General features: G+C 41.5%; 25 protein-coding genes. 13 read left to right on the forward strand and 12 right to left on the reverse strand.

Annotated features, from left to right (window positions below; all coding sequences use genetic code 11):
- Positions 1-47: 47 nt before the first annotated feature.
- Positions 48-173, forward strand: a complete 126-nt coding sequence (locus VB740_RS21490; RefSeq protein ID WP_323201947.1) for a hypothetical protein — start codon at positions 48-50, stop codon at positions 171-173.
- Between the two features lie 454 nt (positions 174-627).
- On the opposite strand, the gene VB740_RS21495 is transcribed toward VB740_RS21490, so the two are convergent.
- From VB740_RS21495 to VB740_RS21505, 3 genes are all read right to left on the reverse strand, one after another.
- A complete protein-coding gene (locus tag VB740_RS21495) occupies positions 628-2,214 on the reverse strand; it encodes a glucose-6-phosphate isomerase (RefSeq protein WP_323201948.1) in 1,587 nt (528 codons plus the stop codon).
- A 273-nt stretch (positions 2,215-2,487) separates the two neighbouring features.
- Complete coding sequence (locus tag VB740_RS21500; RefSeq protein ID WP_323201949.1) at positions 2,488-2,745, reverse strand: cytotoxic translational repressor of toxin-antitoxin stability system; 258 nt, start codon at positions 2,743-2,745, stop codon at positions 2,488-2,490.
- Between the two features lie 120 nt (positions 2,746-2,865).
- Entirely contained in the window at positions 2,866-3,063 is a 198-nt protein-coding gene (locus tag VB740_RS21505; RefSeq protein ID WP_196509674.1) for a hypothetical protein, read from the reverse strand.
- Between the two features lie 207 nt (positions 3,064-3,270).
- Between VB740_RS21505 and VB740_RS21510 the strand changes: the two genes are divergently transcribed.
- From VB740_RS21510 to VB740_RS21525, 4 genes are all read left to right on the forward strand, one after another.
- Positions 3,271-4,404: a branched-chain amino acid ABC transporter permease gene (locus VB740_RS21510; RefSeq protein ID WP_323201950.1), complete on the forward strand. Its 1,134-nt coding sequence runs from the start codon at positions 3,271-3,273 to the stop codon at positions 4,402-4,404.
- Complete coding sequence (locus VB740_RS21515; protein ID WP_323201951.1) at positions 4,394-5,176, forward strand: ABC transporter ATP-binding protein; 783 nt, start codon at positions 4,394-4,396, stop codon at positions 5,174-5,176. The genes VB740_RS21510 and VB740_RS21515 overlap by 11 nt, the downstream gene beginning before the upstream one ends.
- Before the next feature lie 482 nt (positions 5,177-5,658).
- Positions 5,659-6,528, forward strand: coding sequence for a substrate-binding domain-containing protein (locus tag VB740_RS21520; protein WP_323201952.1), 870 nt, complete (start codon positions 5,659-5,661; stop codon positions 6,526-6,528).
- 81 nt (positions 6,529-6,609) lie between these two features.
- Entirely contained in the window at positions 6,610-8,595 is a 1,986-nt protein-coding gene (locus tag VB740_RS21525; RefSeq protein WP_323201953.1) for an ATP-binding protein, read from the forward strand.
- A gap of 36 nt (positions 8,596-8,631) precedes the next feature.
- Here the strand turns inward: VB740_RS21525 and VB740_RS21530 are convergent, their stop codons facing one another.
- From VB740_RS21530 to glpX, 3 genes are all read right to left on the reverse strand, one after another.
- Positions 8,632-9,222, reverse strand: a complete 591-nt coding sequence (locus tag VB740_RS21530; RefSeq protein ID WP_323201954.1) for a Uma2 family endonuclease — start codon at positions 9,220-9,222, stop codon at positions 8,632-8,634.
- A gap of 165 nt (positions 9,223-9,387) precedes the next feature.
- Complete coding sequence (locus VB740_RS21535; protein ID WP_323201955.1) at positions 9,388-10,674, reverse strand: glutamyl-tRNA reductase; 1,287 nt, start codon at positions 10,672-10,674, stop codon at positions 9,388-9,390.
- A gap of 240 nt (positions 10,675-10,914) precedes the next feature.
- Positions 10,915-11,952 (reverse strand): class II fructose-bisphosphatase, encoded by a 1,038-nt coding sequence (gene glpX, locus VB740_RS21540; RefSeq protein ID WP_323201956.1) that lies wholly within the window; start codon positions 11,950-11,952, stop codon positions 10,915-10,917.
- A gap of 354 nt (positions 11,953-12,306) precedes the next feature.
- Between glpX and VB740_RS21545 the strand changes: the two genes are divergently transcribed.
- From VB740_RS21545 to VB740_RS21565, 5 genes are all read left to right on the forward strand, one after another.
- Positions 12,307-12,879 (forward strand): DUF981 domain-containing protein, encoded by a 573-nt coding sequence (locus tag VB740_RS21545; RefSeq protein WP_323201957.1) that lies wholly within the window; start codon positions 12,307-12,309, stop codon positions 12,877-12,879.
- A 48-nt stretch (positions 12,880-12,927) separates the two neighbouring features.
- On the forward strand, positions 12,928-13,242 hold the full coding sequence (gene grxC / locus VB740_RS21550; protein WP_190892904.1) for a glutaredoxin 3: 315 nt from the start codon (positions 12,928-12,930) through the stop codon (positions 13,240-13,242).
- A gap of 330 nt (positions 13,243-13,572) precedes the next feature.
- Positions 13,573-14,058: a tRNA adenosine(34) deaminase TadA gene (gene tadA / locus VB740_RS21555; protein ID WP_323201958.1), complete on the forward strand. Its 486-nt coding sequence runs from the start codon at positions 13,573-13,575 to the stop codon at positions 14,056-14,058.
- Between the two features lie 112 nt (positions 14,059-14,170).
- Positions 14,171-14,929: a 1-acyl-sn-glycerol-3-phosphate acyltransferase gene (locus VB740_RS21560; protein ID WP_323201959.1), complete on the forward strand. Its 759-nt coding sequence runs from the start codon at positions 14,171-14,173 to the stop codon at positions 14,927-14,929.
- Positions 14,930-15,760: 831 nt separating this feature from the next.
- Entirely contained in the window at positions 15,761-16,366 is a 606-nt protein-coding gene (locus VB740_RS21565; RefSeq protein WP_323201960.1) for a hypothetical protein, read from the forward strand.
- Between the two features lies 1 nt (position 16,367).
- On the opposite strand, the gene VB740_RS21570 is transcribed toward VB740_RS21565, so the two are convergent.
- Entirely contained in the window at positions 16,368-16,550 is a 183-nt protein-coding gene (locus VB740_RS21570) for a hypothetical protein (RefSeq protein ID WP_323201961.1), read from the reverse strand.
- A gap of 49 nt (positions 16,551-16,599) precedes the next feature.
- On the opposite strand from VB740_RS21570, the gene VB740_RS21575 reads away from it, so the two are divergent.
- Entirely contained in the window at positions 16,600-16,857 is a 258-nt protein-coding gene (locus VB740_RS21575) for a BolA family protein (RefSeq protein ID WP_100899811.1), read from the forward strand.
- Between the two features lie 89 nt (positions 16,858-16,946).
- Positions 16,947-17,273, forward strand: coding sequence for a Grx4 family monothiol glutaredoxin (gene grxD / locus VB740_RS21580; RefSeq protein ID WP_323201962.1), 327 nt, complete (start codon positions 16,947-16,949; stop codon positions 17,271-17,273).
- A 437-nt stretch (positions 17,274-17,710) separates the two neighbouring features.
- Here the strand turns inward: grxD and VB740_RS21585 are convergent, their stop codons facing one another.
- Positions 17,711-17,959: a DUF6761 family protein gene (locus VB740_RS21585; protein WP_190938947.1), complete on the reverse strand. Its 249-nt coding sequence runs from the start codon at positions 17,957-17,959 to the stop codon at positions 17,711-17,713.
- Positions 17,960-18,544: 585 nt separating this feature from the next.
- Here VB740_RS21585 and VB740_RS21590 point away from each other — a divergent pair.
- A complete protein-coding gene (locus tag VB740_RS21590; protein ID WP_323201963.1) occupies positions 18,545-19,318 on the forward strand; it encodes a response regulator transcription factor in 774 nt (257 codons plus the stop codon).
- Positions 19,319-19,393: 75 nt separating this feature from the next.
- Here the strand turns inward: VB740_RS21590 and VB740_RS21595 are convergent, their stop codons facing one another.
- From VB740_RS21595 to VB740_RS21610, 4 genes are all read right to left on the reverse strand, one after another.
- Complete coding sequence (locus VB740_RS21595; protein ID WP_323201964.1) at positions 19,394-20,167, reverse strand: ABC transporter ATP-binding protein; 774 nt, start codon at positions 20,165-20,167, stop codon at positions 19,394-19,396.
- Positions 20,168-20,299: 132 nt separating this feature from the next.
- Positions 20,300-20,866: a hypothetical protein gene (locus VB740_RS21600; protein ID WP_323201965.1), complete on the reverse strand. Its 567-nt coding sequence runs from the start codon at positions 20,864-20,866 to the stop codon at positions 20,300-20,302.
- 103 nt (positions 20,867-20,969) lie between these two features.
- Positions 20,970-21,431, reverse strand: coding sequence for a DUF4079 domain-containing protein (locus tag VB740_RS21605; RefSeq protein WP_323201966.1), 462 nt, complete (start codon positions 21,429-21,431; stop codon positions 20,970-20,972).
- 194 nt (positions 21,432-21,625) lie between these two features.
- Positions 21,626-22,006: a DUF1830 domain-containing protein gene (locus VB740_RS21610; RefSeq protein WP_323201967.1), complete on the reverse strand. Its 381-nt coding sequence runs from the start codon at positions 22,004-22,006 to the stop codon at positions 21,626-21,628.
- Positions 22,007-22,575: the final 569 nt, after the last annotated feature.

A 22,575-nucleotide genomic window follows, 5' to 3' on the forward strand; every position in this document is an offset into this window, starting at 1 on the left:
CTTAATGGTTTACTTGCTGTCTGATTAGGTGTTTCTTCCAAAAGTGGATGCTCCCGATTCTTACAGGTTCAAACTACGGCAGAATTGAAATCGGCTATTGGATTTGGCTAGCAGAAGACTGGGGAATTGTGCCACCATTCTGTCATCGAAATAAGCCGACTAATTTATTTTAAAATACTAATAATCCTTTTTTACTTGATCGCTGCTTCCTACCCAAAAGCTATTTTAATCAACGCCTCTTGGTAAGTAGTAATTCGTAATTCGTAATTCATAATTAAGAGGATGTGTTAAAAGTCCTCTTTTTGGTAGCTAAAGGTTTTAAGCATAGGTGTCAACTTAATGTGAAAGTCATCTGAAGATGACTAAATATACGAAAAATCTTTAGTCTACTTGAGTAGACTTTAGCTTTTAGCCTTGAACTAAAGTTCAAGGCGGGTGAGTCAGCAGCACACATGGATGCGTTCCCATGCGGAGCATAAAAACGAGAAAATTACGAATTACGAATTACGAATTATACAGCGAAGCATCCTAGACGGAAGATAAAACTTCTATCTAGGATGCTTCACAATAAAAAATTGTTGCTGATACAACAATTCTGGACAAAATGTGATGTTTGGACTAGAGCTATCAGCTAGCAGAAACGGTTAAATTGCCGGGTTTCTGAAGATCACCTTGCAAAACCACGCCTCGCTGATTGGCATGGATATGACGCAAAATCTTGTAAATTGCCTCAACTTGCTCTGATGCACCTGCCTTCTCGGCGAGTTCATCAAGAGAAATGGGAGTTTTTTCTTTTTGTAAGACTGCTAACACTCGTGTTTGCAAATCGAGAATGGAGGCGGCTGCTTTTTTGCCAGCTTCTACCCCTGGCTGATGGTAGGCGTTGACGTTGACTAAGCTAGCGTATAAACCAACAGCGCGTTCATACAAAGCAATTAATGCCCCTACAGTTCGGGGGTTAACTTGGGGAATAGTGACTGTAATTGAATCGCGGTGATTTTCATAAAGCGCTTGTCGGGTTCCTTGGAGAAAACCTGAAAGATAATCGCCTGATGTAACTCCCGGATCTATTTCAGTGGATGGGCCGTGACGATCTTCCAATACTTCGATGAAGGTAGCAAAGAAATTCGCTACACCCTCACGCAACTGCTGAACGTAAGCGTGTTGATCTGTTGAGCCTTTGTTGCCATAAACGGCGATGCCTTGATGGACAACGTTGCCGTCTAAGTCTTTTTCCTTGCCCAAAGATTCCATCACCAGCTGTTGCAAATAGCGACTAAATAAAAATAAGCTGTCCTTGTAAGGTAGGACAACCATATCTTTTTCGCCCTTTCCATTGCCTGCAAAATACCAAGACAAAGCAAGCAAGGCTGCTGGGTTATTTTTCACATCTGGGGCGCGGGTAGCGTCATCCATTTCTTTTGCACCATCTAGCATGGCGCGAACATCAATGCCCTGCAATGCGGCTGGTACTAGCCCCACAGCAGACATTTCTGAGGTGCGTCCTCCTACCCAGTCATACATGGGAAATCTAGCCAGCCAACCTTCGTCTTTGGCTAGTTTATCGAGGTTGCTATCAACGCTGGTAATTGCTACCGCATATTGAGCAAACTCCAAATTGTGTCCGGCGTAAGCTTTTTTAACTTCAATCATGCCGTTCCGGGGTTCCGGTGTTCCCCCAGATTTGGAGATCACCAAAACCAAAGTGCTGGCGAGGCTATTTCGTAGATGATTGATAACGCGATCGATACCTGCTGGATCGTTGTTATCGATAAAATGAAGTTTCAGAGGCGGGAAATCAGGAGCGAGAGCTTCCGCGACGAATTGGGGGCCGAGAGCGGAACCACCAATGCCAATGGAGATAATATCCGTGAAGCGGCTTGCTCTGGGAGGATGAATAGCACCTGTTTGGACTTTTTCCGCAAAAGCTTCGATTTGTTCTAGGGTTTGGACAATTTCTTGTGTAAGTTCTGGAGTTGGCGCTAAATCAGGATTTCGCAGCCAGTAGTGTCCAACCATGCGATTCTCGTCAGGATTTGCGATCGCACCCTTCTCCAGTTGAGCCATATCCGCAAACGCCTTGTCAAACTTCGGCCGCAACGAATCCACGAAGGCATCATCGAACCGCATTCGACTTATGTCTAAGTACAGTCCCAATCCCTCGTGGAAATATAACCAGTTTTGGTATCGTTGCCAAAGTGCCCTAGCATCCATAGGGAAATCTCAAATAAAGTGTTTTCTCAAAAACCAGTTTAATGGAAGGTTATAGCGATCCCTGCCTAGCCTTATACAGTTTACAGTTTTAAGTGTTCGCTTGACTGTGCCAATTTTAGATTTTAGATTTTAGATTTTAGATTAAAAATTATTTCGGTTGATGCCCTGCACTTCTTTACCAGACGCTACCGCGAACGTGCTAAGAAAGCGAACGTGGGTGGAACAAATCCAAAATCCGCAATTCCAAAATCTAAAATTGATTGACTCTTGACTTTAAACATCTGGCATAGGGATTACACGTAGAAATTTCACAATTTCACCCCTAATTTCTATACCAATCAGATAATTATCTAGGGTGAAGCGGTGAAAAATGCCCTCACCATCAAGCTGTCGTAGTTCTTTTAAATCACTCAGTTGCCACTTTTGGGCTAACTCAATAAACACAAAATCATACACCCGCTCGTAGGCGGCAGGTTCTAAATTCTTCAGGTCTAGCAAAAAAGACCTTGCATAGCGCATTTCCAGATTCACTAGGCATTACCTTAACCAAAATTTGAGGGATCGCACCGCAAGGCGGAAGTTAAAAGTCAAAAGTTAAAAGTCAAAAGTTTTGGATATCAAGGCTTTTGCAAGTTTTAAAGCGCTGCTGAATCAGAAAAACATCAACAGTCTCACCGCTTCTTCATGGGTTAAGATATCCCACGGTTGCTGCGATCGCTTAACTTGTTGTATCGCTTTAAGCATATAAAAGTCACAATGTAAAGCTTCGAGAACGTCCCAAATGTCTTGCAAATCTTCATCGGCTAACTGCTCGATTAAGTGATGCATTCTCAGTCGCAGCAAATTCATACGTTAATTATTCCATACCAGCAAACACCAACAATAAGTAGTATTCCCACAAAATTAGCTACGCTCAAGCTACGCTAAAATTTATTCGCTTAGGGAGTAGGGAGTAGGGAGTAGGGAGTAGGGAGTAGGGCACAAGCGAAAATAACGATTCCCCATTCCCCCTTTCCCCATTCCCCATTCCCCATTCCCCACTCCCCATTCCAAAACATGGTTGACTATCTAATTTTCTTAGCAATTTCTACAGCACTTTTTGCCCTATTCGCACTAGGACTCAATTTACAGTGGGGCTTTACGGGGTTAATTAACTTTGGTCATATTGCTTTCATGACCCTGGGAGCATACACAACCGTATTACTAAGCTTAAAAGGCGTACCTCTACCGATAGCGGCAGTAGCTGGGGCAATTGTCGCCGCCTTGTTGGGTTTGATAATTGGTTTTGCAACTCTCCGCTTACGGGAAGATTATCTAGGAATTGTCACAATTGGTACAGGTGAATTAATTCGTTTGGTTGTAAATAACCAGGAATTACCTGTGGGTGACACCTGGATTTCTGGCGCGTTTGGTGTGCAAAGTTATCCCATACCCCTATCCACAGAACCGAATTTGTTTGTCAGATTAGTGATGATTGGGATTTTGACACTGCTGTTTAATGTAACTTTATTTACGTTGTGGCGATGGATTCGCACCACCCAAATATCTCGGACTACTGATTTAGGCAAAAGGACGACTAGTAAGCAAGAATTTATATCCCGCTTGGCTGTGGGAATTGTGTTAGCTGTTTTGGCAGCAGCGATTTATATTTCTGGGGTGATTGGACTGTATAATTACAACCCAAAAGCCGGTTTAATGCTGGTGTTGCTGTTGGTTTTAGCACTTGTATACTGGCGCTTAGAAATTTTGGTGCGATCGCCTTGGGGTAGAATTCTCAAAGCCATCCGTGAAGATGAAGAAATTCCTAAGGCGCTGGGAAAAAATGTCTTTTGGTATAAATTACAATCTCTCATGCTTGGGGGTGCGATCGCGGGTCTTGCTGGCGCTTTCTTCGCTTGGCAACTGGGCGCCATTTACCCTGATAATTTCCAACCCCAGATCACCTTTGACACTTGGATTATGGTGATTTTAGGCGGTTCTGGTAGTAATGTTGGCACAATCTTAGGTGCAGTAATTTTCTTTGCTTACGATGCGCTGACACGGGAAGTCTTACCCCGAATCGTTACCCTTGATGAAGCGCGTTTGGGTGCATTTCGGATCATGATAATCGGATTAATTTTGATGGTACTGATGATTTGGCGTCCTCAAGGTATCTTAGGGAAAAAGGAGGAACTCACTCTTGGTAAATAACCAGTCATCGCCACTTCCCCTTTTGGTAGCCACTGGACTTTCTAAAAGCTTTGGTGGTATCAGAGCCGTTAATGAAGCAAAAATCGAAGTTGCTAAAGGCAGCATTACGGGCTTGATTGGCCCCAATGGTGCTGGTAAAACTACTTTATTTAACTTACTTTCCAACTTCATTCGCCCAGATAAGGGACGAGTGATTTTTGACGGCGAACCGATTCACAACTTGCAACCATATCAAATCGCCCAGCAGGGAGTAATCCGCACTTTTCAGGTTGCACGGACTCTCTCGCGGTTGTCGGTGTTAGAAAATATGCTGCTGGCGGCGCAAAAACAAACGGGTGAAAATTTTTGGCAAGTACAATTGCAACCGCACATCGTGGCTAAGGAAGAAAAGCAACTGCAAGAGCGGGCAATGTTCCTATTAGAATCAGTGGGCTTGGCAAAAAAAGCGCACGATTATGCTGGTTGCTTGTCTGGTGGACAACGGAAGCTGCTGGAAATGGGACGGGCGTTAATGACTAATCCCAAGTTAATTTTGTTGGATGAACCAGCTGCTGGGGTGAATCCGAGACTGATTGATGATATTTGCGATCGCATTATCACTTGGAACCGCCAAGATGGGATGACCTTTTTAATTATTGAACACAATATGGATGTGGTTATGTCCTTGTGCGATCGTGTTTGGGTACTTGCCGAAGGACAGAATTTGGCTGACGGTACACCAGCAGAAATTCAAACTAATCCCAAAGTTTTAGAAGCTTATTTGGGCAAATAAAACAGGAGTCAGAATTCAGGAGTCAGAATTCAAAATATTCTACCCATAAAGCAATACAGTTCAGATAAGACCAAAACACTTGTAGAGACGGCGATTTATCGCGTCTCGAAAACCCAAAATTTTTGCCAATAGCCCTTAACTGAACCGTATTGACCTCCTATCTTTACCGAGGAAGAAACACAAATACCAATTTGAAAAAAGAATGCGACAAATAGACCATTTGTAGAGACGCGATTCATCGCGTCTTTACCCAAGGATATGTTGCAATCATTAATTTAACTGGTATTGTTTGCGAAAATAATTTGTGAGCTAAAAATATATTTTCTCATGAACGCTACAGTTACCCGATGTCTCAAAGAAATCGGGTAACTTGTTGATCACGAGTAATTTAAGTTTGCCGTTACATTTTATAAATATTCGGGAATATTAAGCTATGAAAGCTTAGAACAGATATCGGATTTTTGATATTTCAACACTCACTTATGAAAAAATTTGCTGACTCAATAATTATCGGAATCGTCCTTCTTGGACTTTGCAGTTGTAACTCAGTAAAATCGACGGATCTAACAACTTCTAATCAAGTTATTAACCAAACTGATTCTCAAGCCAAAACAATTATCAAAATTGGTAGTTCCAGTTCAACTGTAACAGTTTTAAAACTTTTAGCAAAAGCTTATCAATCCAAAAATAAAACTGTCAAAATTGAGTTTGTATCCAATAGCCAATCTGAAGGAGCGATCGCAGCCCTAAAAAACGATATTATTGATATCGCCGGTAGCAGTCAAAAACCCAAATCAGAAGATGATAACGGTGAAGTTCAATATCGGGAACTGGCAAAAGATTTGTTACTTGTCGCCACCCACAACAGTGTCAAAGGAGTTAATAACCTTTCAACCAAGCAATTAAAAGCAATTTACAAAGGTGACATCAAAAATTGGCGCGAATTAGGCGGTGCTGATGCAAACATTGTACTGTTGGATAGACCTGAAGATGAATCAGCGAAAAAATTATTGAGAAAATATTATTTGGGAGCAGAGAAGACCACAACTAAAGCCGTGATTTTGAATAAAGAGGGAGAATTAATGGAAACCTTACAAAATACTCCTAATTCCATCGGCGCTTTTTCTTTGGCTTCTTCCCTTATCAATGAATTGCCTGTCAATCATCTTAGTCTCAATGGTGTTGTTCCCAAAGCGCAAAACTTCGCGAGTGGCCAATACCCAATGGTGCGTCACATAGGTATTCTCTGGGAAAAAGCACCTTCAGAATCTACTCAGGGTTTTATTGATTTTATCTTTAGCTCGGAAGGTGAAAAACTCTTACAAAATAATGGCTTTGTTCCTGCCAACTAAATTAACAATTCGTAATTACGAATTACGTTAACGCAGCAAAGCGTAGCCCATTACGAATTAGTAATTATTGTTGAATGTGCCATGCAGAGATTTTTCAGGGGGCTGAGACTCAGCCAAAAAATTGTTCTACCACTGCTTGCAGTTTGTCTTAGCGTGTTCATGCTGGGTTTGGTAGTGCTAGGAAATTGGTTTACGGATAGTTTGAATCAAAATTTCCGCCAACAAACTGAAAGTTTTGCTGAACGAGTTTATCAAGATTTTCAGTATAAACAGCAAACACTAGAAACTGAAATTGAGCTAATTGCTAATCGAGATATGCTCAATCAAGCTGTTGAACAGCGTGATCAAGGATTGCTTTTGCAGATATTACTACCACTGAAGTCTATTTTAAAATTGGATTGGATTAAGGTAGTCGATACTCAGGGAAATGTCCTCCTAGATTTACGGAACAACTCGTTAACTCAAGCCAAGTTTTTAGACGAAGTAGTTACCAGCACTGCTAGTAGAGGAGCGCATTTAGTTGACTTGGTAGATGTAGAAGGCAAGCAACAGGTTCTACAAGTAGTAACAAATGCGATCAAATCATCAGCAGGACTTTTGGGAGGAATCATCATTGGTGACTTAGTAGACGATATCCTACTGCAAAAAATTGCTGCGGGTTCCTCTAAACAGTTGATTATCCAGAGACAAAATCGCGTCATTGCGACAACTTTGTTGGCAGCCAAAAGTGGAACTTGGCAATTTCCTCCTCCTAATTTGCCTGCTAGACGAATCACTATTGACAACAACAATTATTTAGCCAAAAGCATTGTATTTACAGGAGCAAGTCAGTCTTTAACAACTACAGTGTTATATTCCATATCGTTGTTAGAAGTTGCTCAATATAAGTTATGGGAGCATTTAGGACTCTTGTTTTTGTTGGGAAGCAGTATCTTAGCAGTTACTGGATTTTTAATTGCGCGAACAATTACTCGTCCCTTAAAAGCTGTTACACAGGTGGCACAAAGAGTTACCCAAGAATCTAATTTTGATCTCCAAGCTCCCGTAACAACTGAAGACGAGGTTGGAATCTTAGCCATTTCTTTTAATAAGTTAATTCAACAGGTAAAGCAACTACTAATAGAACAATATGAAACAAATCAAAAGCTAGAGGTTTACAGCCAAACACTAGAAGAAAAAATAGAAGAGCGAACCCAAGCACTACGACAAAAAAATATCGTTCTCAAGCAAACTTTACAAGAACTCAAGCTTACCCAGTCCCAATTAATCCAGAATGAAAAAATGTCTTCTTTAGGACAGTTGGTTGCTGGTATTGCTCATGAAATCAACAACCCAGTTAATTTTATCTACGGTAATCTTAAGCATACTGATGATTACACACAACAGTTGTTGTGGTTACTTCAACTTTATCAAAAACATTATCCCTACCCAGAAACAGAAATTCAAAAAGCTAAAGAAGAAGCTGATATTGAATATTTAACAGAAGATTTGCCTAAAATGTTGACTTCCATGAAGATTGGAGCCAGTCGCATCCGGGAAATTGTCCTTAGTTTAAGAATCTTTTCTCGTTTAGATGAAGCCGAGTTTAAAACTGCTGATATCCATGAAGGAATTGACAGCACTCTATTAATTTTACAACACCGGATCAAATCCCAAGGTCATCGCCCTCAAATTACAGTGATTAAAGAGTATGTTGACATCCCTAAAATTCAGTGCTTTGCAGGACAATTGAATCAAGTATTTATGAATATCTTGGCAAATGGCATTGATGCTTTAGAAGAGGCTTTTCAAAACGGGCTTTGTCCAGAACCAATAATTCGTATTTCTTCAGCCCAGGTGAATGAAAATGTCGTTGTTCATATTGCTGATAATGGCACAGGAATTCCAGAAGCAATCCAGTCTCGTCTATTTGACCCCTTTTTCACTACAAAACCAGTTGGCAAAGGTACTGGCATGGGATTGTCAATTAGCTACCAGATAATTACCGAAAAACACGGAGGCTCGTTAAAGTGCATTTCATCACCAGGAGAGGGTACAGAGTTCATAATTACAATCCCAGTTCGATAGATGATTGTGCACAATACTTTTATAAAATTTCTTTTTTCAATCTTCATTATTGTTTGCAAAATTAACTTGCTCGTAAAGGTCGCGCAATTCAATTTTAAAATCAACCGTTTGCAGTGATAAAATCGCAGATTCATGCTCAAGTTCAGTGAATGACCATTGACTTTCCGCAGTTTTTACATACTGCATCACGTGATACTGATATTGGTCAATTAAAATATATTCCTTGAATTCGGGAATAGAGCGATAATAAAGAAACTTATCACCTTGGTCATAGTTTTTAGTCGATTTAGATAAAACTTCAGCAATTAACATCGGGTTCATCACTGTTGTTGTGCTAGTTCCCGTATAAATAGGTTGTCCCTCAATCACCATCACATCGGGATACGTGTGCTGCCGATAACGGGGTATCCATAAACGCACATCACCAATATAAACATCATAATTTTTACGCCTTAAAGCAATTTTTAAGGATGCAGCTAAATTCAAAGCAATTTTATTATGATTTGTAGTGCCACCCGTCATCGGTACAATTTCTCCATCCCGGTATTCGCTTTTGTATTCTGCCTTTTCTTCAATTTCTAAATACTCTTCAGGTGTGTAATATAATTTTTGTGTTTCTAACTGCATAAAAATACAAACTATGATTGATTGTGCGGCTAATTTTTTGATTCTATTACCATTTTAAAGTTCTGGTTTATGTCATACGCCCATAAACCCCTTAGAAGTATATCTAATTGAAAGCTAAGATCCCCGACTTCTTTAAGAAGTCGGGGATCTTACTTGTTGTTAAATTTAACTAAATTGTTCCTCTGCATCGAGGTTAAATAGCATTTGCAGAGTTTGCATACAGCGCCGTCTAGCTTCCACATCTTGCTGCGATCGCAATTGCACCATCGGGTCATGTAAAATTTTATTGACAATTCCCCGTGTTAATGCTTCAATCACTTCTTGATGTTTTTCGGCGAATTCTGAACCCAATCTCGACAAAGCTTTTTCTAACTCTTGTTCGCGGATGGTTTCGACTTTATTTCGCAGACAGCTAATAGTGGTAACAGTTTCTAAACTGCGCCACCAAATATCAAAGGCTTCCACTTCTTCTTCTAAAAGTTTCTCTGCTTCCTGTGCAATCTTGCGACGGCTTTCGTAGTTTTGCGCTACTACTGCCTTCAAATCATCCACATTAAACGCCTGCACATTTTCCAATTCATTTACATCCGCATGAACATTACGCGGCACAGAAATATCAAATAACATTAAAGAGCGCTGAACTTCTAAAACCATTTCTAATTTGGCCCGATCAAGTATTGGCTCTGTTGCCGAAGTACTTGTAAACACCAAATCACTATCAGCAATTACGCTCATCATTTCCGATAGTGGATGAATTTGGATCGGTTGTTGAGGGAACAGCTTTGCTAATTCTTGAGCGCGATCGCGAGAGCGATTTACAATACTAATTTCTACAGCACCTTTAGAAATTAGGTGTTGCACCAGCAACCGCGACATTTTACCAGCACCCAGAATTACCACTCGGCAAGCTGCTAAATTTGCCACTTTTATCTGCGCTAACTCTACAGCAGCCGAACTGATAGAGACAGCGCCAGTACCAATACTAGTTTCAGTGCGAACCCGCTTACCAGCTGTCAGCGCTTGTTTAAATAATCGATTCAAAATGGTTTTTATACCGTTATATTGCTGCCCCAGTTTGTGAGTAGTCTTCACCTGAGCCAGAATTTGACCTTCTCCAAGTACCAGACTATCTAAACCACCGGCTACCCGCATAACATGCATCACTGCATCATCATGTAGCAGCATAAATAAGTGTTGTCGTAGAGAAAGCATGGGTAATTTACTGTATTCCGCAAGAAACTGCGTTATTTCCCGGATACCTTGGTCTGCTTCACTGGTAACAATGTAAATTTCTAGACGGTTACAAGTACTAAGAATTGCAACTTCATCTATATGGGGATAGCTGGCCAGTTGAGCGATCGCACTTTCAATTTGTGGTTCTGGAATGCTCAGTTTTTCCCGGACTTCTACTGGGGCTGTTTTATGACTTAACCCCACCACTGCTATATTCATTTGCTAAATCGTAGTTACTAGTTGGTAGTTGAAAATAGGGCATTGAGTGAGAATAGGGAATGGGGAATTTTTGTTTATTGGTTGGTAGTTATTCCCAGCAACAAACAACTATTAATCACTAACTACTAACTATTAACTACATGTAAGGGTAAAGCATTTTCGTAATTATTTCTCATTTTATAGAAAGATATATTTCCAAATGCTTCGCCCCTACTTTTACCATTCCCCATTCCCTAAAAATTAGTTCAGTTGGAGAGTCTTGGGTTTACCAAACATGTGAATTGTATCAACAAATCGAGCCGTATTCGATTGGTTGGAAATTACCAAGCTTTGAGTTCTTGCTCCACCGCTGAAGAAACGTACACCATTCATCAGATTACCAGCAGTAATGCCGCAAGCAGCGAACAGAACAGTTTCACCAGATGCCAGTTCATGAGCATCATAGACCTTATCGGGGTCATTGATATTCATAGACTTTAAGCGATCAATATTGGCTTCTCTGCTTTCTCCAATCAAACCTGTTTTTACGACTGCTGGATCGTAAATCAGTTGACCTTGGAAGTGTCCACCCAAAGCACGCATTGCTGCTGCCGAGATTACACCTTCAGGAGCCGCACCGATACCCATCAGCGCGTGGATATTAGTTCCAGCAAAACCACAGCTTATAGCTGCACCCACATCTCCGTCTGAAATTAGGGCGACTCTGGCTCCAGCCTCACGGATTTCTTTAATTAAATCATTGTGGCGTTCGCGCTTCATGACTACGATTACGAGTTCTTCAATAGAGCGCTCTAGACACTCAGAGAGAATCTTCAGGTTCTCTGTAGCTGACTTGTTGATGTCTACTTTGCCCTTAGCTGCGGGAGGTGCTGCTAACTTCTTCATGTAAAAGTCAGGAGCAGCAAATAATCCACCCTTTTCAGAAATTGCCAAGACAGCCATCGAACCAGGTTGTCCATAAGCTACCAAGTTCGTACCTTCACAGGGGTCAACGGCGATATCAATTTCGATTAATTCATCAGGGTTACACAGAGCTGAGGCATTTGGTTGGGTACAAATACCAACTTCTTCCCCGATGTATAACATAGGCGCGTCGTCGCGTTCGCCTTCCCCAATCACAATGCGACCCCGCATATAGATTTTATTCATCCGCTCCCGCATAGCTTCCACAGCTACTTGGTCAGCGATGTTTTTTTCGCCTTTACCCATCCACTTTGCGGATGCGATCGCGGCTTGCTCTACTACTTCAATAATCTCTAACCCAAGTGTATTTTCCACAGAGTCTGCCCTCTCAACTGCTTGAATTTCCGCCGCTTTATCTGGCTATTTCAGTCTTCAAGTCTACCAAAGGGCGGATACACGTGGAAGAAAGTTAAGTTTTGCTGCTAACTGGTTAGAAAAGTGCCAGTTAAGACATCTTGCTTTTTTACTCTTACTACTCCAGTATAAAGCGTGTTTAAAAATAACTAAATTAAGCACTGCCACAAATGGGTAGCAGTCTATATCTAGAGCATTGTTTTTCTTCAGTGTTTCTCTGTAGGTATAAAATAATGAAGAAAAAAGCTGGTGAATTCCCTAAAAACTGAAAAACGAGGCACAGAGTAAATAGCTTGTCAAATTAAGAGGTTAATCGTGTTTATCGACTACATCACACTCATGTTAATCAACATGGTAGCTGGGCTATTTCTACTGGCTGACTATGTGTATCGTGGTATAGATAGTTCTAACCAAAGACAGTGGATTCCCGGTTTTGGAATTACGGGTGCGATCGCACTCACAACTGGTTTACACATGAGCTTCACCTGGCCAGTTACTGGTAGTTTTAATATTGCCTTTGGTGAGACAAGTGTCCTATTTGGAATCTTATTTGTTGCGGCTGCGATCGCACTTGCTCAAGGTTGGGATTTATCGACAATCGCAATTTACGGCTTTTTTGCTGGTGCAGTTGCGATCGTAGTGGGTATCCGCATCATCAACTTGAATTTGACGCGCCAGCCGCTTTTATCAGGAATCGGCTTTATTTTAACCGGATTAGGTGGTGTTTTTGCAGCGCCAACTCTCTATTGGAAAACCAACCGAACCTGGCGGTTAATTGGCGTAGCAGTGTTGATAGTAGCCGCTCTAATTTGGGCTTTGACGGGATATTTAGCTTACTGGAATCATTTAGAGGGTTTTCAAAAGTGGGTTCCAGCGCCGATGCGGTAAGCAATGATCTAGGCTAGAGACGTAGTTAAAACTTTGCTTAATATAAACATGCTGGACTTTCTTAATCCCCTCTTAAATCGCCATCCAGAGCGAGTCAAAGCCAACGTCGAACTTTATACATGGCAAACTTGCCCTTACTGCATCCGTGCCAAAATGCTGCTGTGGTGGAAAGGTGTAAATTTTACCGAATATAAAATCGACGGCGACGAAGCAGCCAGAGCTAAAATGGCAGAACGCGCTAACGGACGCCGTACTGTACCGCAAATTTTTATCAATAACCAGCACATTGGCGGCTGCGACGATCTTTATCAACTAGACACACAAAATCAACTCGATTCCCTTTTAGCCCAAGCTGCTATTTAGCTTCAGATTTTTAGTCATTGTCATTACCCCCATTTTTGTAACAGTTAAAGTATTGCAGTGACGCACATCCCGCCTAGAACTTAAGTTCTAGGCTAATAGCTAAAGTCCTCTTAAGAGGACTAAACAAAAATTTCAGTCCACTTGAGTGGACTTTAGCTATTAGCCTTGGAATTTATTCCGAGGCGGGATAACAACGAAGCGGGGATTGTCAAATGTAGGTAATGACAAGACTTCTAGTCTGCAAGCTATATACTTTTTCTTTCTTGTAGGATCAGTGTCTCGCTCGTCCAAAGGCGAGCATAATTTTAAAATTTTTGTATTGATAAGTATATGCTAAGTAGGTATGCAGATTATCTTATACATAAACAATGGATGAGTTATGCCCTAGAATTAGCAAAAGTAGCAGGTGATGCAGGTGAAGTCCCTGTAGGTGCTGTTATCATCGATTCAACAGGCAAATTGCTAGCACAAGGAGAAAACAGAAAAGAGCGCGACAAAGACCCTACCGCTCATGCGGAAATTCTGGCTCTCAAGAGAGCTGCAACAACTTTACAAAATTGGCATCTTAATGAATGTACCCTCTACGTAACTCTTGAACCTTGCCCGATGTGTGCAGGTGCGATCGTCCAAGCGCGACTAGGACTACTCGTATATGGAGTAGACGATACAAAAACTGGCGCAATTCGTACAGCTATTAACATACCCCATAGCGCTGCTTCTAATCACCGCTTACAAGTAATCGGAGGCGTTCTAGAGTCAGCTTGTCGTGAACAACTACAGACTTGGTTTACTCTTAGACGGCGTACAGTAAACTAACGGACAGAGGTAAAACTGTCCATCTACTACAACACAAGTCACGCAAGAGAATCTACGGTGTAACTAATCAGCTTTTCGTTAAATTTTTACCCGTCAATCAGCTGCATCCGTCATGATGGAATTTTACTCTTCATCCGATACCTGCCAGCGCACACCAGCAAATTATCAGGTGACTGGTACTACCTCAAGGGTTTCTCCTTGGTTAAGTCCTCTGGCATATTTATTAGGGCGTCACTGCTTATTACCATTATTCTTTGGGCAAATTAGCATAACCGGACAAAAAAATATCCCTACAACTGGGCCTGTGATCTTCGCGCCTACTCATCGGGCGCGTTGGGATGCATTGCTCGTACCCTACGCTACCGCTGATTGTCGGACAGAACAAGACCTGCGGTTTATGGTGACTATTGACGAATGCCAAGGTTTGCAAGGCTGGTTTGTCCGACGTTTGGGGGGGTTTCCTGTAAATTCTAAGCATCCGTCAATCCGCACGCTGCGACATGGAGTTGAGTTACTTCAGCAGAAAAAAACCTTGGTCATCTTTCCAGAAGGTAACATTTTTCGTGATGGCCAAGTTCATCAGTTGAAGCCAGGAATTGCCCGTCTTGCTTTGAGTGCTGAATCTAGCCATTCCAAGCTGGGAGTGAAAATTATACCTATAGGTATTAATTACAGCCAACCTTATCCAAATTGGGGTACAGATGTGAGTATTCACATTGGCTCCGCAATCAGAGTTACGGATTATATGAGTGGCTGTATAAAACAAGATGCCAAAAACATCACAGCTGATTTGGCAAAGGCAATGCAACAATTAAGCCATCAAGAAACAAAAATTACTAATCGTGCATTTGCAGAAATTACTAATTCTTGATGTAGTCAAATGTCAAGAGTCCCAAAATTGGCTCTTAACCATTGACCATTAACCGTGCATAATTAAGAAACTGCACGTTTTTAAGGTTTGACACCAACTGCTATATTCATTCTGAGCCAGTAACAAAAGATTAGTGGTATTTTGCAATTTTTGAGGATGTTATATATAAATTAGCCTCTATTGACGGGATATTTAGCCAAATTGGCATTTTTTGGAGCAAATAGCCCATCATTGTTTGCAAGCTACTGAATTGGTAGATAATAAATATTCTTACTATTTGGTCAGTCAGTTAAAGGAAAATCTTTGGATTTTCCTTGATTTTGTAAACATGACTGGTAAAAATAAAATTTTGGGAAGCGCGAACTGGGGACATCGCCTTGTTTAACTAGTTTGGTGCGATGGCGTTTCACGCCCGCTGGAAGCGATCGCAAATAGTTCAAGCAGTGCTTTGGAAAGATTCTCGTGTCAAATATCTCACTTAACCTGAGATAATTATTGGGGAGGAAAGTTGGTAGCCAGACAGATGGTGAAGTGGTGAAGTAGTCTAAGATCCTTTTCTCAAATCAACTTTTCGCCAGCGCCTTGTCAAACTACTCCCAAGCTAATTGCTGGTAAACCGAAGATTAAAAAATCAGAGGAATTAACGCGATCGCTCATAGCAACGATTTTAGTTAATTAGTATACAGCAGCAATGGGAACTCTATTAAACCGATTTTCAGTCTAAATCAAAGAAACTTAGGATGCGGCTTTGCTTTGCCCAAGACCAAAACAGAGTTAAGATACCCGAAGTTTCCATAACTTTTCTGTATAGTCGTTGCACTACTTGACCCCATGAACACTGCTGTCGCTGTTACCTTGATGCGCCGTACCTTTTTATCAGTCATAGCAGTCCTCAGTCTGCTATCACCTGTAAATGCTCAGGTATCACAGTCACCAGGCACTACTAGCCCACAACCCATCGATCCCAACGATCCCAATAATCTACGCCCCATAACCCAAAGTAACAGTCTTTTGAGTATTCAAGGTGGCGATCGTCTTGTGAAAGATGCAGAACAAGCAGTTTCTGCTCAAAATTACCCCTTAGCTGCTAAGAAACTGCAAGAAGCACGTCAGGTTTATAATCAGCTATCTAATTTTTATCAAGAGTTAAACTCTAGTTTTTCGGGAATTGACAATAGAGTTTCTGATTCTCAGCGTCAAAAAGCTCTATTAACAGCCCAGAAGAGAGATGAAGCCACCTTTCAGCTAGCATTGGTACATCGAGCACAAAATCAGCCAGAATTAGCTGTGCCATTGTTGGTTCAAATAATTAAAAGTCAGAACCCGACGCGGGATTTAGGTAAGAAAGCCTATCAACAGTTGTTTGAATTGGGTTTTGTTGATTCTCCCTATCCTAGAGGAGGTAGTGCTTCATCTTCCCCACCTCAAAAAAAATAAATTAAATTTTTCTTGTCTGTTTTTCCCCTGCTCCTCCTGCTTTGCCTCCCTCTGAGCAGCTTGAGAACGTGTCCAGTGCTAGGATAGGATTATCTACCGTAGCTTTCGAGCGATCGTCCTCAAAATCCACCTCTGAGCTGCATTTATCTCTAGCCTTGCCAAAACCTGAACTTGGCACAGCCATTGCTCCATATCTGTTAATAATAGAAAAGTAAGTTTTTTCAGGAACAGCGATGATTAGTCCGCAGCAGGTTGAGGCAATGATCAAGGCGGAACTGCCAGACGCCCAGGTTCAGGTGCAAGACTTGACTGGTGGCGGTGACCACTATCAGGTAACAGTAGTTTCATCGCACTTTGCAGGTAAGGGACTAGTGCAACAGCACCAGTTAGTTTATGGTGCTTTGGGGCAAGCTATGTCAACTGAAGCAATTCATGCCTTGGCAGTAAAAACATATACTCCTGAATCTTGGCAAGCAACACCAGCTTCGTAAACATAGAGTTAGGAATTAGGAGTTAGGAGTTATGAATTTTTAACTTCTCACTCGTCATTGTTGAATGTAACATAGGAAACACAAATACCATGACGCCAGAACTCAAAGAGAAAATTGATAACTTGCTACAACAGAACAAGATTATGGTTTTCATGAAGGGAAACAAGTTAATGCCCCAATGTGGTTTCTCCAACAACGTTGTGCAGATTCTCAATACCTTGGGAGTTCCCTTCGAGACAATTGACGTTCTCTCAGACTCTGAAATCCGCCAGGGAATCAAAGAATACTCTAACTGGCCAACAATTCCCCAAGTGTATATCGATGGTGAATTCGTTGGCGGTTCTGACATTTTGATTGAAATGTACCAAAAAGGTGAGTTGCAAGAAAAGGTAGAAGTAGCACTAGCCTCGTCGTAATATTTCTTTACGCAAACCAGACGCAATTAAGGCAATTTGCCACTTTTAATTTAATGCCCTTGAAATTTCTCTGTCCTTTCAAGGGTTTTTTAATGGGTTTGTGACCAAAACACTTGAATATGTGTTGGAATTGATTTCAGGCATAGTCCAATACAATTCAGATAAGATCAAAACACTTGTAGAGACGGCGATTTATCGCGTCTCGAAAACCCACAATTTTGTACAATTAGCCCTTAACCCAAGCGTATTGAGGCATAGTCGACAATCCCCTCAGCCGCATTGGCAAGACCAATATGGGGCTGAGGGGATACGTTTTATCAATACAATAGAAATATCTCCAAAATCTCACACCACGGCACCAGTTGACCAATACAGATAATATGCTATGATCATCTGCGGTAATTAACGGTTACTCTGAATGACTAGGTAAATATTACTTAGTAGTAATCGGGTTGTGGCTGTGGTTGCGGCACTGCGAAATTTGATCCATCGTACAAGTAGCGGCTGGCTTCCTCTTCTAGGCGATGAATCAAGATAGGTTCAAGAATGTTGCCATGTCGTAGTGCGGCTAGATATCCATCCAAATACATCCGCATGTCATCCGTGCGATAACCGCGATTCCATAACTCGACGAAGGCGTCGGTGAGTCTTTGGTAATAGCGGATAGTTTGTGTGTCTTGGAGCATAACTGCTGTATTAAACTCTTTGGAATGAGAATTGTAAATGATTTACGCTTAAAAGTGAACTGTAATTTCACTTTGACATTAACTCAAAGTCAATACATCTACTTTGGGCAGTACCCTCCTAGCAACTACAGCATACTTTAATCCTATTCCAGAAAACATAGATTCTAGTTATCTGCTAAGTTATTTTTATGATTTTCATAGTCCACAACCCAAGTATATTGGTGATATATTCGTGGGTATAGGGACTAGTTTCTGCAAGATAATATCCACTTTTGCCATCAGGTTTAAAAGCTGGTGTAGTAGCGGTTAGCTAGTTGGATTATAGATATTTGCCACATGATACTCATCTAAAAGCAGAATGTTAAGCTAAAAGAACTTTTAATAAGTTTAACAACACTTGTGAGAAATTTAATAAAAATTTAAGGATATTTCTAATCGCCTATCGGCAAGGCATAAATTAAGAATATTAATACTCTTTTTATTAGGAAATGTAAAGTTAATAGCTATTGAAGTAACAAAGGCTACAAAACCTTAGAGATGAGCTTGTTACTTTGAAAGTCATCGACGCTAAGGGGTCTTGCCGCTGTGGGTTCGGTTTGTATAGAAATCATTGAGGGGAATCCCCATCTGAGGTCGTTGCTGGGTTGGCACTTGCAACAACTAGAATACCGTGTGCATCAAGCAGCCAGCATTTATCAAGCAAGGGAAGTATTTTTAAGTCATCAACCAACACTGGTCGTCTTGGATGCAGACCTGCCTGATGGTGATGGCATTGAGTTTTGTCGGTGGTTACATCGTCAACAGCAGCCTCTAATCTTAATGCTATCTGCCCGTAATAGTGAAGGTGATATCGTCGCAGGTTTAAAAGCGGGTGCAGATGATTATCTGAGCAAACCTTTTGGGATGCAAGAGTTTTTGGCACGGGTAGAGGCACTGATTCGTCGGAAGCGCACACCTACTGCACCAGCTTATTTGGATTATGGCACTTTGCAAATCGATTTAGTTCAGCGCCGGGTCCGCTTCCAGGGGGAGTTTATCGACTTAACACCCCAAGAATTCAGTTTGCTGTACGTTTTGGCACAAGCTGGGGGAGTACCTTTGAGTAGGTCAGAATTGCTGCGCCGTGCTTGGCCTGACGCTATCGATAACCCTCGTACTATTGATACTCACGTTTTATCGCTGCGGAAAAAGGTTGAACTTGACCCTCGCCAACCCAACTTGATTCAAACTATCCGCAATGTAGGATACCGTTTTAACATGGAAATTTTGAATAGCAATATTTCACAATCACAAACAACAAAGTTAGCTAGAGAGAGATTTAGTAATCAACGTTCGACACTGAGTAGTAGTCAAGTGTGAATCGGGCATGGGGCATTGGGGTGAGGGGGAGTAAAATAACTATTCCTGACTCCTGTCTGCTGACCAATTTAAAATCTAAAATCCAAAATCGTCTTGAGCTTCTGCTTGAATTAAGCTTTCTCGTAATTCGACCCAGTTTATTTCAGAGGATTTTTGATTTGCCAATAAATGACCTTGCTGTAGATGTAACAACCGAGTGCAAAACATCTGGGCTAGTTCTAGTTGGTGATTTACCATCAAAATCGTAGTTTGATGAGTTTGACTCAACTGGGTTAAGACTTGCATTAGATGAGAAGCAGTACCAGCATCTAGGGCAGAGGTTGGCTCGTCTAATAATAATATTTTAGGCTGGATGACTAAGGCACGAGCGATCGCTACTAGTTGTCGTTGTCCCGCAGAAAGTTGTACCTCCGTTTTTCCCAACCATTCACTGGGAATGTGCAGTTGTTCTGTCCAGTGACTGACTCGTTGATGAATTGTCTGTTTGGACAAACCACGCAAAACTAAAGGATAAGCCAAGGCTTGCCCAACTGTCATCCCCAACAGCTTTGCTTCTTGCAATACAAGTACAACCATCTGGCGTAGTTGGACGACGGGAATTTGGCGATATTCTTGGTTTTCTAAATAGATTTTGCCACTCGTGGGTTCAATTAGGCGGTTAATAAGGCGTAATAACGAAGTTTTCCCAGCACCAACGGGCCCTACAATGGCAAGTCCTTCGCCCTGGAATACCTCCAAGGAAATATCTTGCAATATGGGGTATCCTTGCTGATTGCCTGGAAGTTGGGTTTTCAGCTTCGTAAATAGATTAACTTGCTCTAGCCTGAGTGTGGCTTTTGCTGTATTCAAGGGAGTGGGGAGTAGGGAGTGGGGAGATGGGGAAGCAGGGGGAGCAGGGGGAGGAGGAAACAGGGAACAAGGGAGAAGAGTTTTCCCCTCTGCCTCTTTTCCATGCCCAATGCCCCATGCCCCATAGCAATTTTAAGTTAATTGTGCAGTAGTTAAGGCTGTAGCGATCGCCCAGCCATCGACCAATAGTAACAGCAGTGTGAATACTAGTAAAATCAAGTACATCCACGGCTGTGCTAAAGGGCGAACATCTGTGGTGTCAATGCCCGTCTTTGCTTGGACAATTTCCACGAAACGGGCAAATCCAGCTACACGCATCGGTAATAAATAAGCTTTTCCATCCTGACTGAGGAAGTAATAAACTATTCCTCCTTGACCAGTGGTGCGGGGTTTTAACTCTTTCACTTGTGACCAAGGTAAAAGCCAGCCTTTACGAAAAAAGCGAGGCACCCAGGCGGGGTAAGTAACCTGAATTCCCTCGTCATCTACCATTACTTGTTCAGTCAATACAGCATACAAGGCAACTAAGCCGATGCTAATTCCTATCCACAATAATTCTGGGGGTACGGGTGCAGCTGTTACCTGCGATAAGAAGGGTAATGGAACTGTGAGTGCTATGTATAGACTCAGCAGCGTCATCCGAATCAAAGGAGATAGACGAAAAACAGAAGCTGAAATATTGGCTGAGTTTGCTATCACGGCTCAATTACAATGCTTTTCTTCATTGTAGGGTAGGTCTATGTCCTACTTCGCCTGTCGCGCAAAAGCTATGCCACTTTAATAATTCGTAATTCGTAATTCTTTAGGGTAAATACTTTTGCACCACAATCCAACCAGTAAGGGATACCCAGGCAAATCCTATAAATAAAATAATATTTACGCCGATGTGTAAGGGTCTAGCCCAAGGTCGTCTGGCACTAATTTGCGTTGCACTGAAAGCAGATAGTAAAACTAATGCTACTACTATCAATCCAGCAACTAAATGTGACGAGTGACCTAAAGAACCAAAGTGACCTAAAGTGCCTACAATGCCGATCGCTAGCAGTAGTAGCACTAAACTTACCATGCTGATGCCCATTGTATAGTGGAGCGATCGCACCTCTCTATTTCCGCCCATAAATTGGGTAATGAAAGGGAATTGCTGCGAAGTTCTCGCCCGAAACATCCAAACGCCGGTGACTGCTAACATCACATATGCCAACAGGGACAACCCCATTGACCAGGCGGCTATTTTCCACAACCAAAGAAATGAAGGCAGATTCATAAGAATGATTGTAGATGAGATGAGGGAGATGGGGGAGATGAGGGAGCAGGGGAAGCAGGGGAAGATAAGGAGAACAAGGGAAAAAAAGAATAACTAATGCCCAATCCCCAATCCCCAATAAATAATAAACAAAAAGGGTTGCTGAATTAGCAACCCTTAAATTTAGTAAAAATTTTTTTTTAATCAACCGATGCTCAACCAACAATTTGTAAGGGTTTTGTAGTATCTCCGATTCTTGTATTAATTTGCTGCACCATAGGTCTGGTACTAATAAGGTCTTTTTCATCTGATGAGTCTGTATCAAACTCATAGGTACTGGGTTCGTCGAGCATTAAGCGATCGCACGGAATTTTATCGGATAAAATTGCACTTGCCATCATCCCTGTATGAATCTCCACTTGACCTTTTCGCGGAGCTTCAAACACTAAACGTTGTCCAGGGAAAACAACCCTTTCAAAGTACCAGTTGGGAATATTGGAGATGCGAGCTACCTGTATTTTGCTGGTGGCATTGATGTAGCAGCAGAGAATTTTCCCCGATTGCTCAGGTGGTAGAGGATCTAATATTTGAGCCATAACTGCTGAGGAGCTTTACGCCACAATTTTACATTACACCAGCCAAGCCTAGCATTGCCTGATCCCCAGTTGCTGTAGCTCCGACTACCAACTGAAATCTTTGTAGATTATTTCTACCTAAAGATATAGGCAGGTTGTGAAAATTTTATAAATTATTTATTCTTTATCTGCAATTTTACACTATGTGAACACTTTTAAGTTCTTAATTTACCGCAAAAAATCTTCAACTTTCTGAAGGCGGATAATTACAGGGTAGCTATGGCGGAGATCCCCTTAGCTTGAGCTAGTTCAGGAGTGTATTGTTGTGTTTCATCGATCGCAGGATTAAAAGCCTGGGATCATCGCTTAATGAATGAACTCGATGTTATCGTAAAGCTATATGAAAAATATCTTCATAAAGCTTCTCTTGATCCCCTGCATTTAGTATGCAAAGCAATTTTATTGATTCGTGCATCTATAAAAATTTACACTTATCAATAATTGGCTTCAATGTCAAGCAAGATTGTCAGAGATTAAGAGCAGCCAAAACAAAAACACGCTTTAAAACAGGAATTTATCTCGCTTTCCCC

It is taken from the genome of Nostoc sp. UHCC 0251, assembly GCF_034932245.1.
Taxonomy (GTDB): domain Bacteria; phylum Cyanobacteriota; class Cyanobacteriia; order Cyanobacteriales; family Nostocaceae; genus Nostoc.

Coding starts and splice junctions, on each gene's coding strand:
- VB740_RS21535 (WP_323201955.1), bottom strand. CDS start 10,674: ATGAATATAGCAGTGGTGGGGTTAAGTCATAAAACAGCCCCAGTAGAA.
- VB740_RS21490 (WP_323201947.1), top strand. CDS start 48: ATGCTCCCGATTCTTACAGGTTCAAACTACGGCAGAATTGAAATCGGC.
- VB740_RS21575 (WP_100899811.1), top strand. CDS start 16,600: ATGATTAGTCCGCAGCAGGTTGAGGCAATGATCAAGGCGGAACTGCCA.
- VB740_RS21560 (WP_323201959.1), top strand. CDS start 14,171: ATGATGGAATTTTACTCTTCATCCGATACCTGCCAGCGCACACCAGCA.
- VB740_RS21510 (WP_323201950.1), top strand. CDS start 3,271: ATGGTTGACTATCTAATTTTCTTAGCAATTTCTACAGCACTTTTTGCC.
- tadA (WP_323201958.1), top strand. CDS start 13,573: ATGCTAAGTAGGTATGCAGATTATCTTATACATAAACAATGGATGAGT.
- grxC (WP_190892904.1), top strand. CDS start 12,928: ATGCTGGACTTTCTTAATCCCCTCTTAAATCGCCATCCAGAGCGAGTC.
- VB740_RS21610 (WP_323201967.1), bottom strand. CDS start 22,006: ATGGCTCAAATATTAGATCCTCTACCACCTGAGCAATCGGGGAAAATT.
- VB740_RS21605 (WP_323201966.1), bottom strand. CDS start 21,431: ATGAATCTGCCTTCATTTCTTTGGTTGTGGAAAATAGCCGCCTGGTCA.
- grxD (WP_323201962.1), top strand. CDS start 16,947: ATGACGCCAGAACTCAAAGAGAAAATTGATAACTTGCTACAACAGAAC.
- VB740_RS21565 (WP_323201960.1), top strand. CDS start 15,761: ATGAACACTGCTGTCGCTGTTACCTTGATGCGCCGTACCTTTTTATCA.
- VB740_RS21505 (WP_196509674.1), bottom strand. CDS start 3,063: ATGAATTTGCTGCGACTGAGAATGCATCACTTAATCGAGCAGTTAGCC.
- VB740_RS21520 (WP_323201952.1), top strand. CDS start 5,659: ATGAAAAAATTTGCTGACTCAATAATTATCGGAATCGTCCTTCTTGGA.
- VB740_RS21570 (WP_323201961.1), bottom strand. CDS start 16,550: ATGGCTGTGCCAAGTTCAGGTTTTGGCAAGGCTAGAGATAAATGCAGC.
- VB740_RS21495 (WP_323201948.1), bottom strand. CDS start 2,214: ATGGATGCTAGGGCACTTTGGCAACGATACCAAAACTGGTTATATTTC.
- VB740_RS21530 (WP_323201954.1), bottom strand. CDS start 9,222: ATGCAGTTAGAAACACAAAAATTATATTACACACCTGAAGAGTATTTA.
- VB740_RS21525 (WP_323201953.1), top strand. CDS start 6,610: ATGCAGAGATTTTTCAGGGGGCTGAGACTCAGCCAAAAAATTGTTCTA.
- VB740_RS21585 (WP_190938947.1), bottom strand. CDS start 17,959: ATGCTCCAAGACACACAAACTATCCGCTATTACCAAAGACTCACCGAC.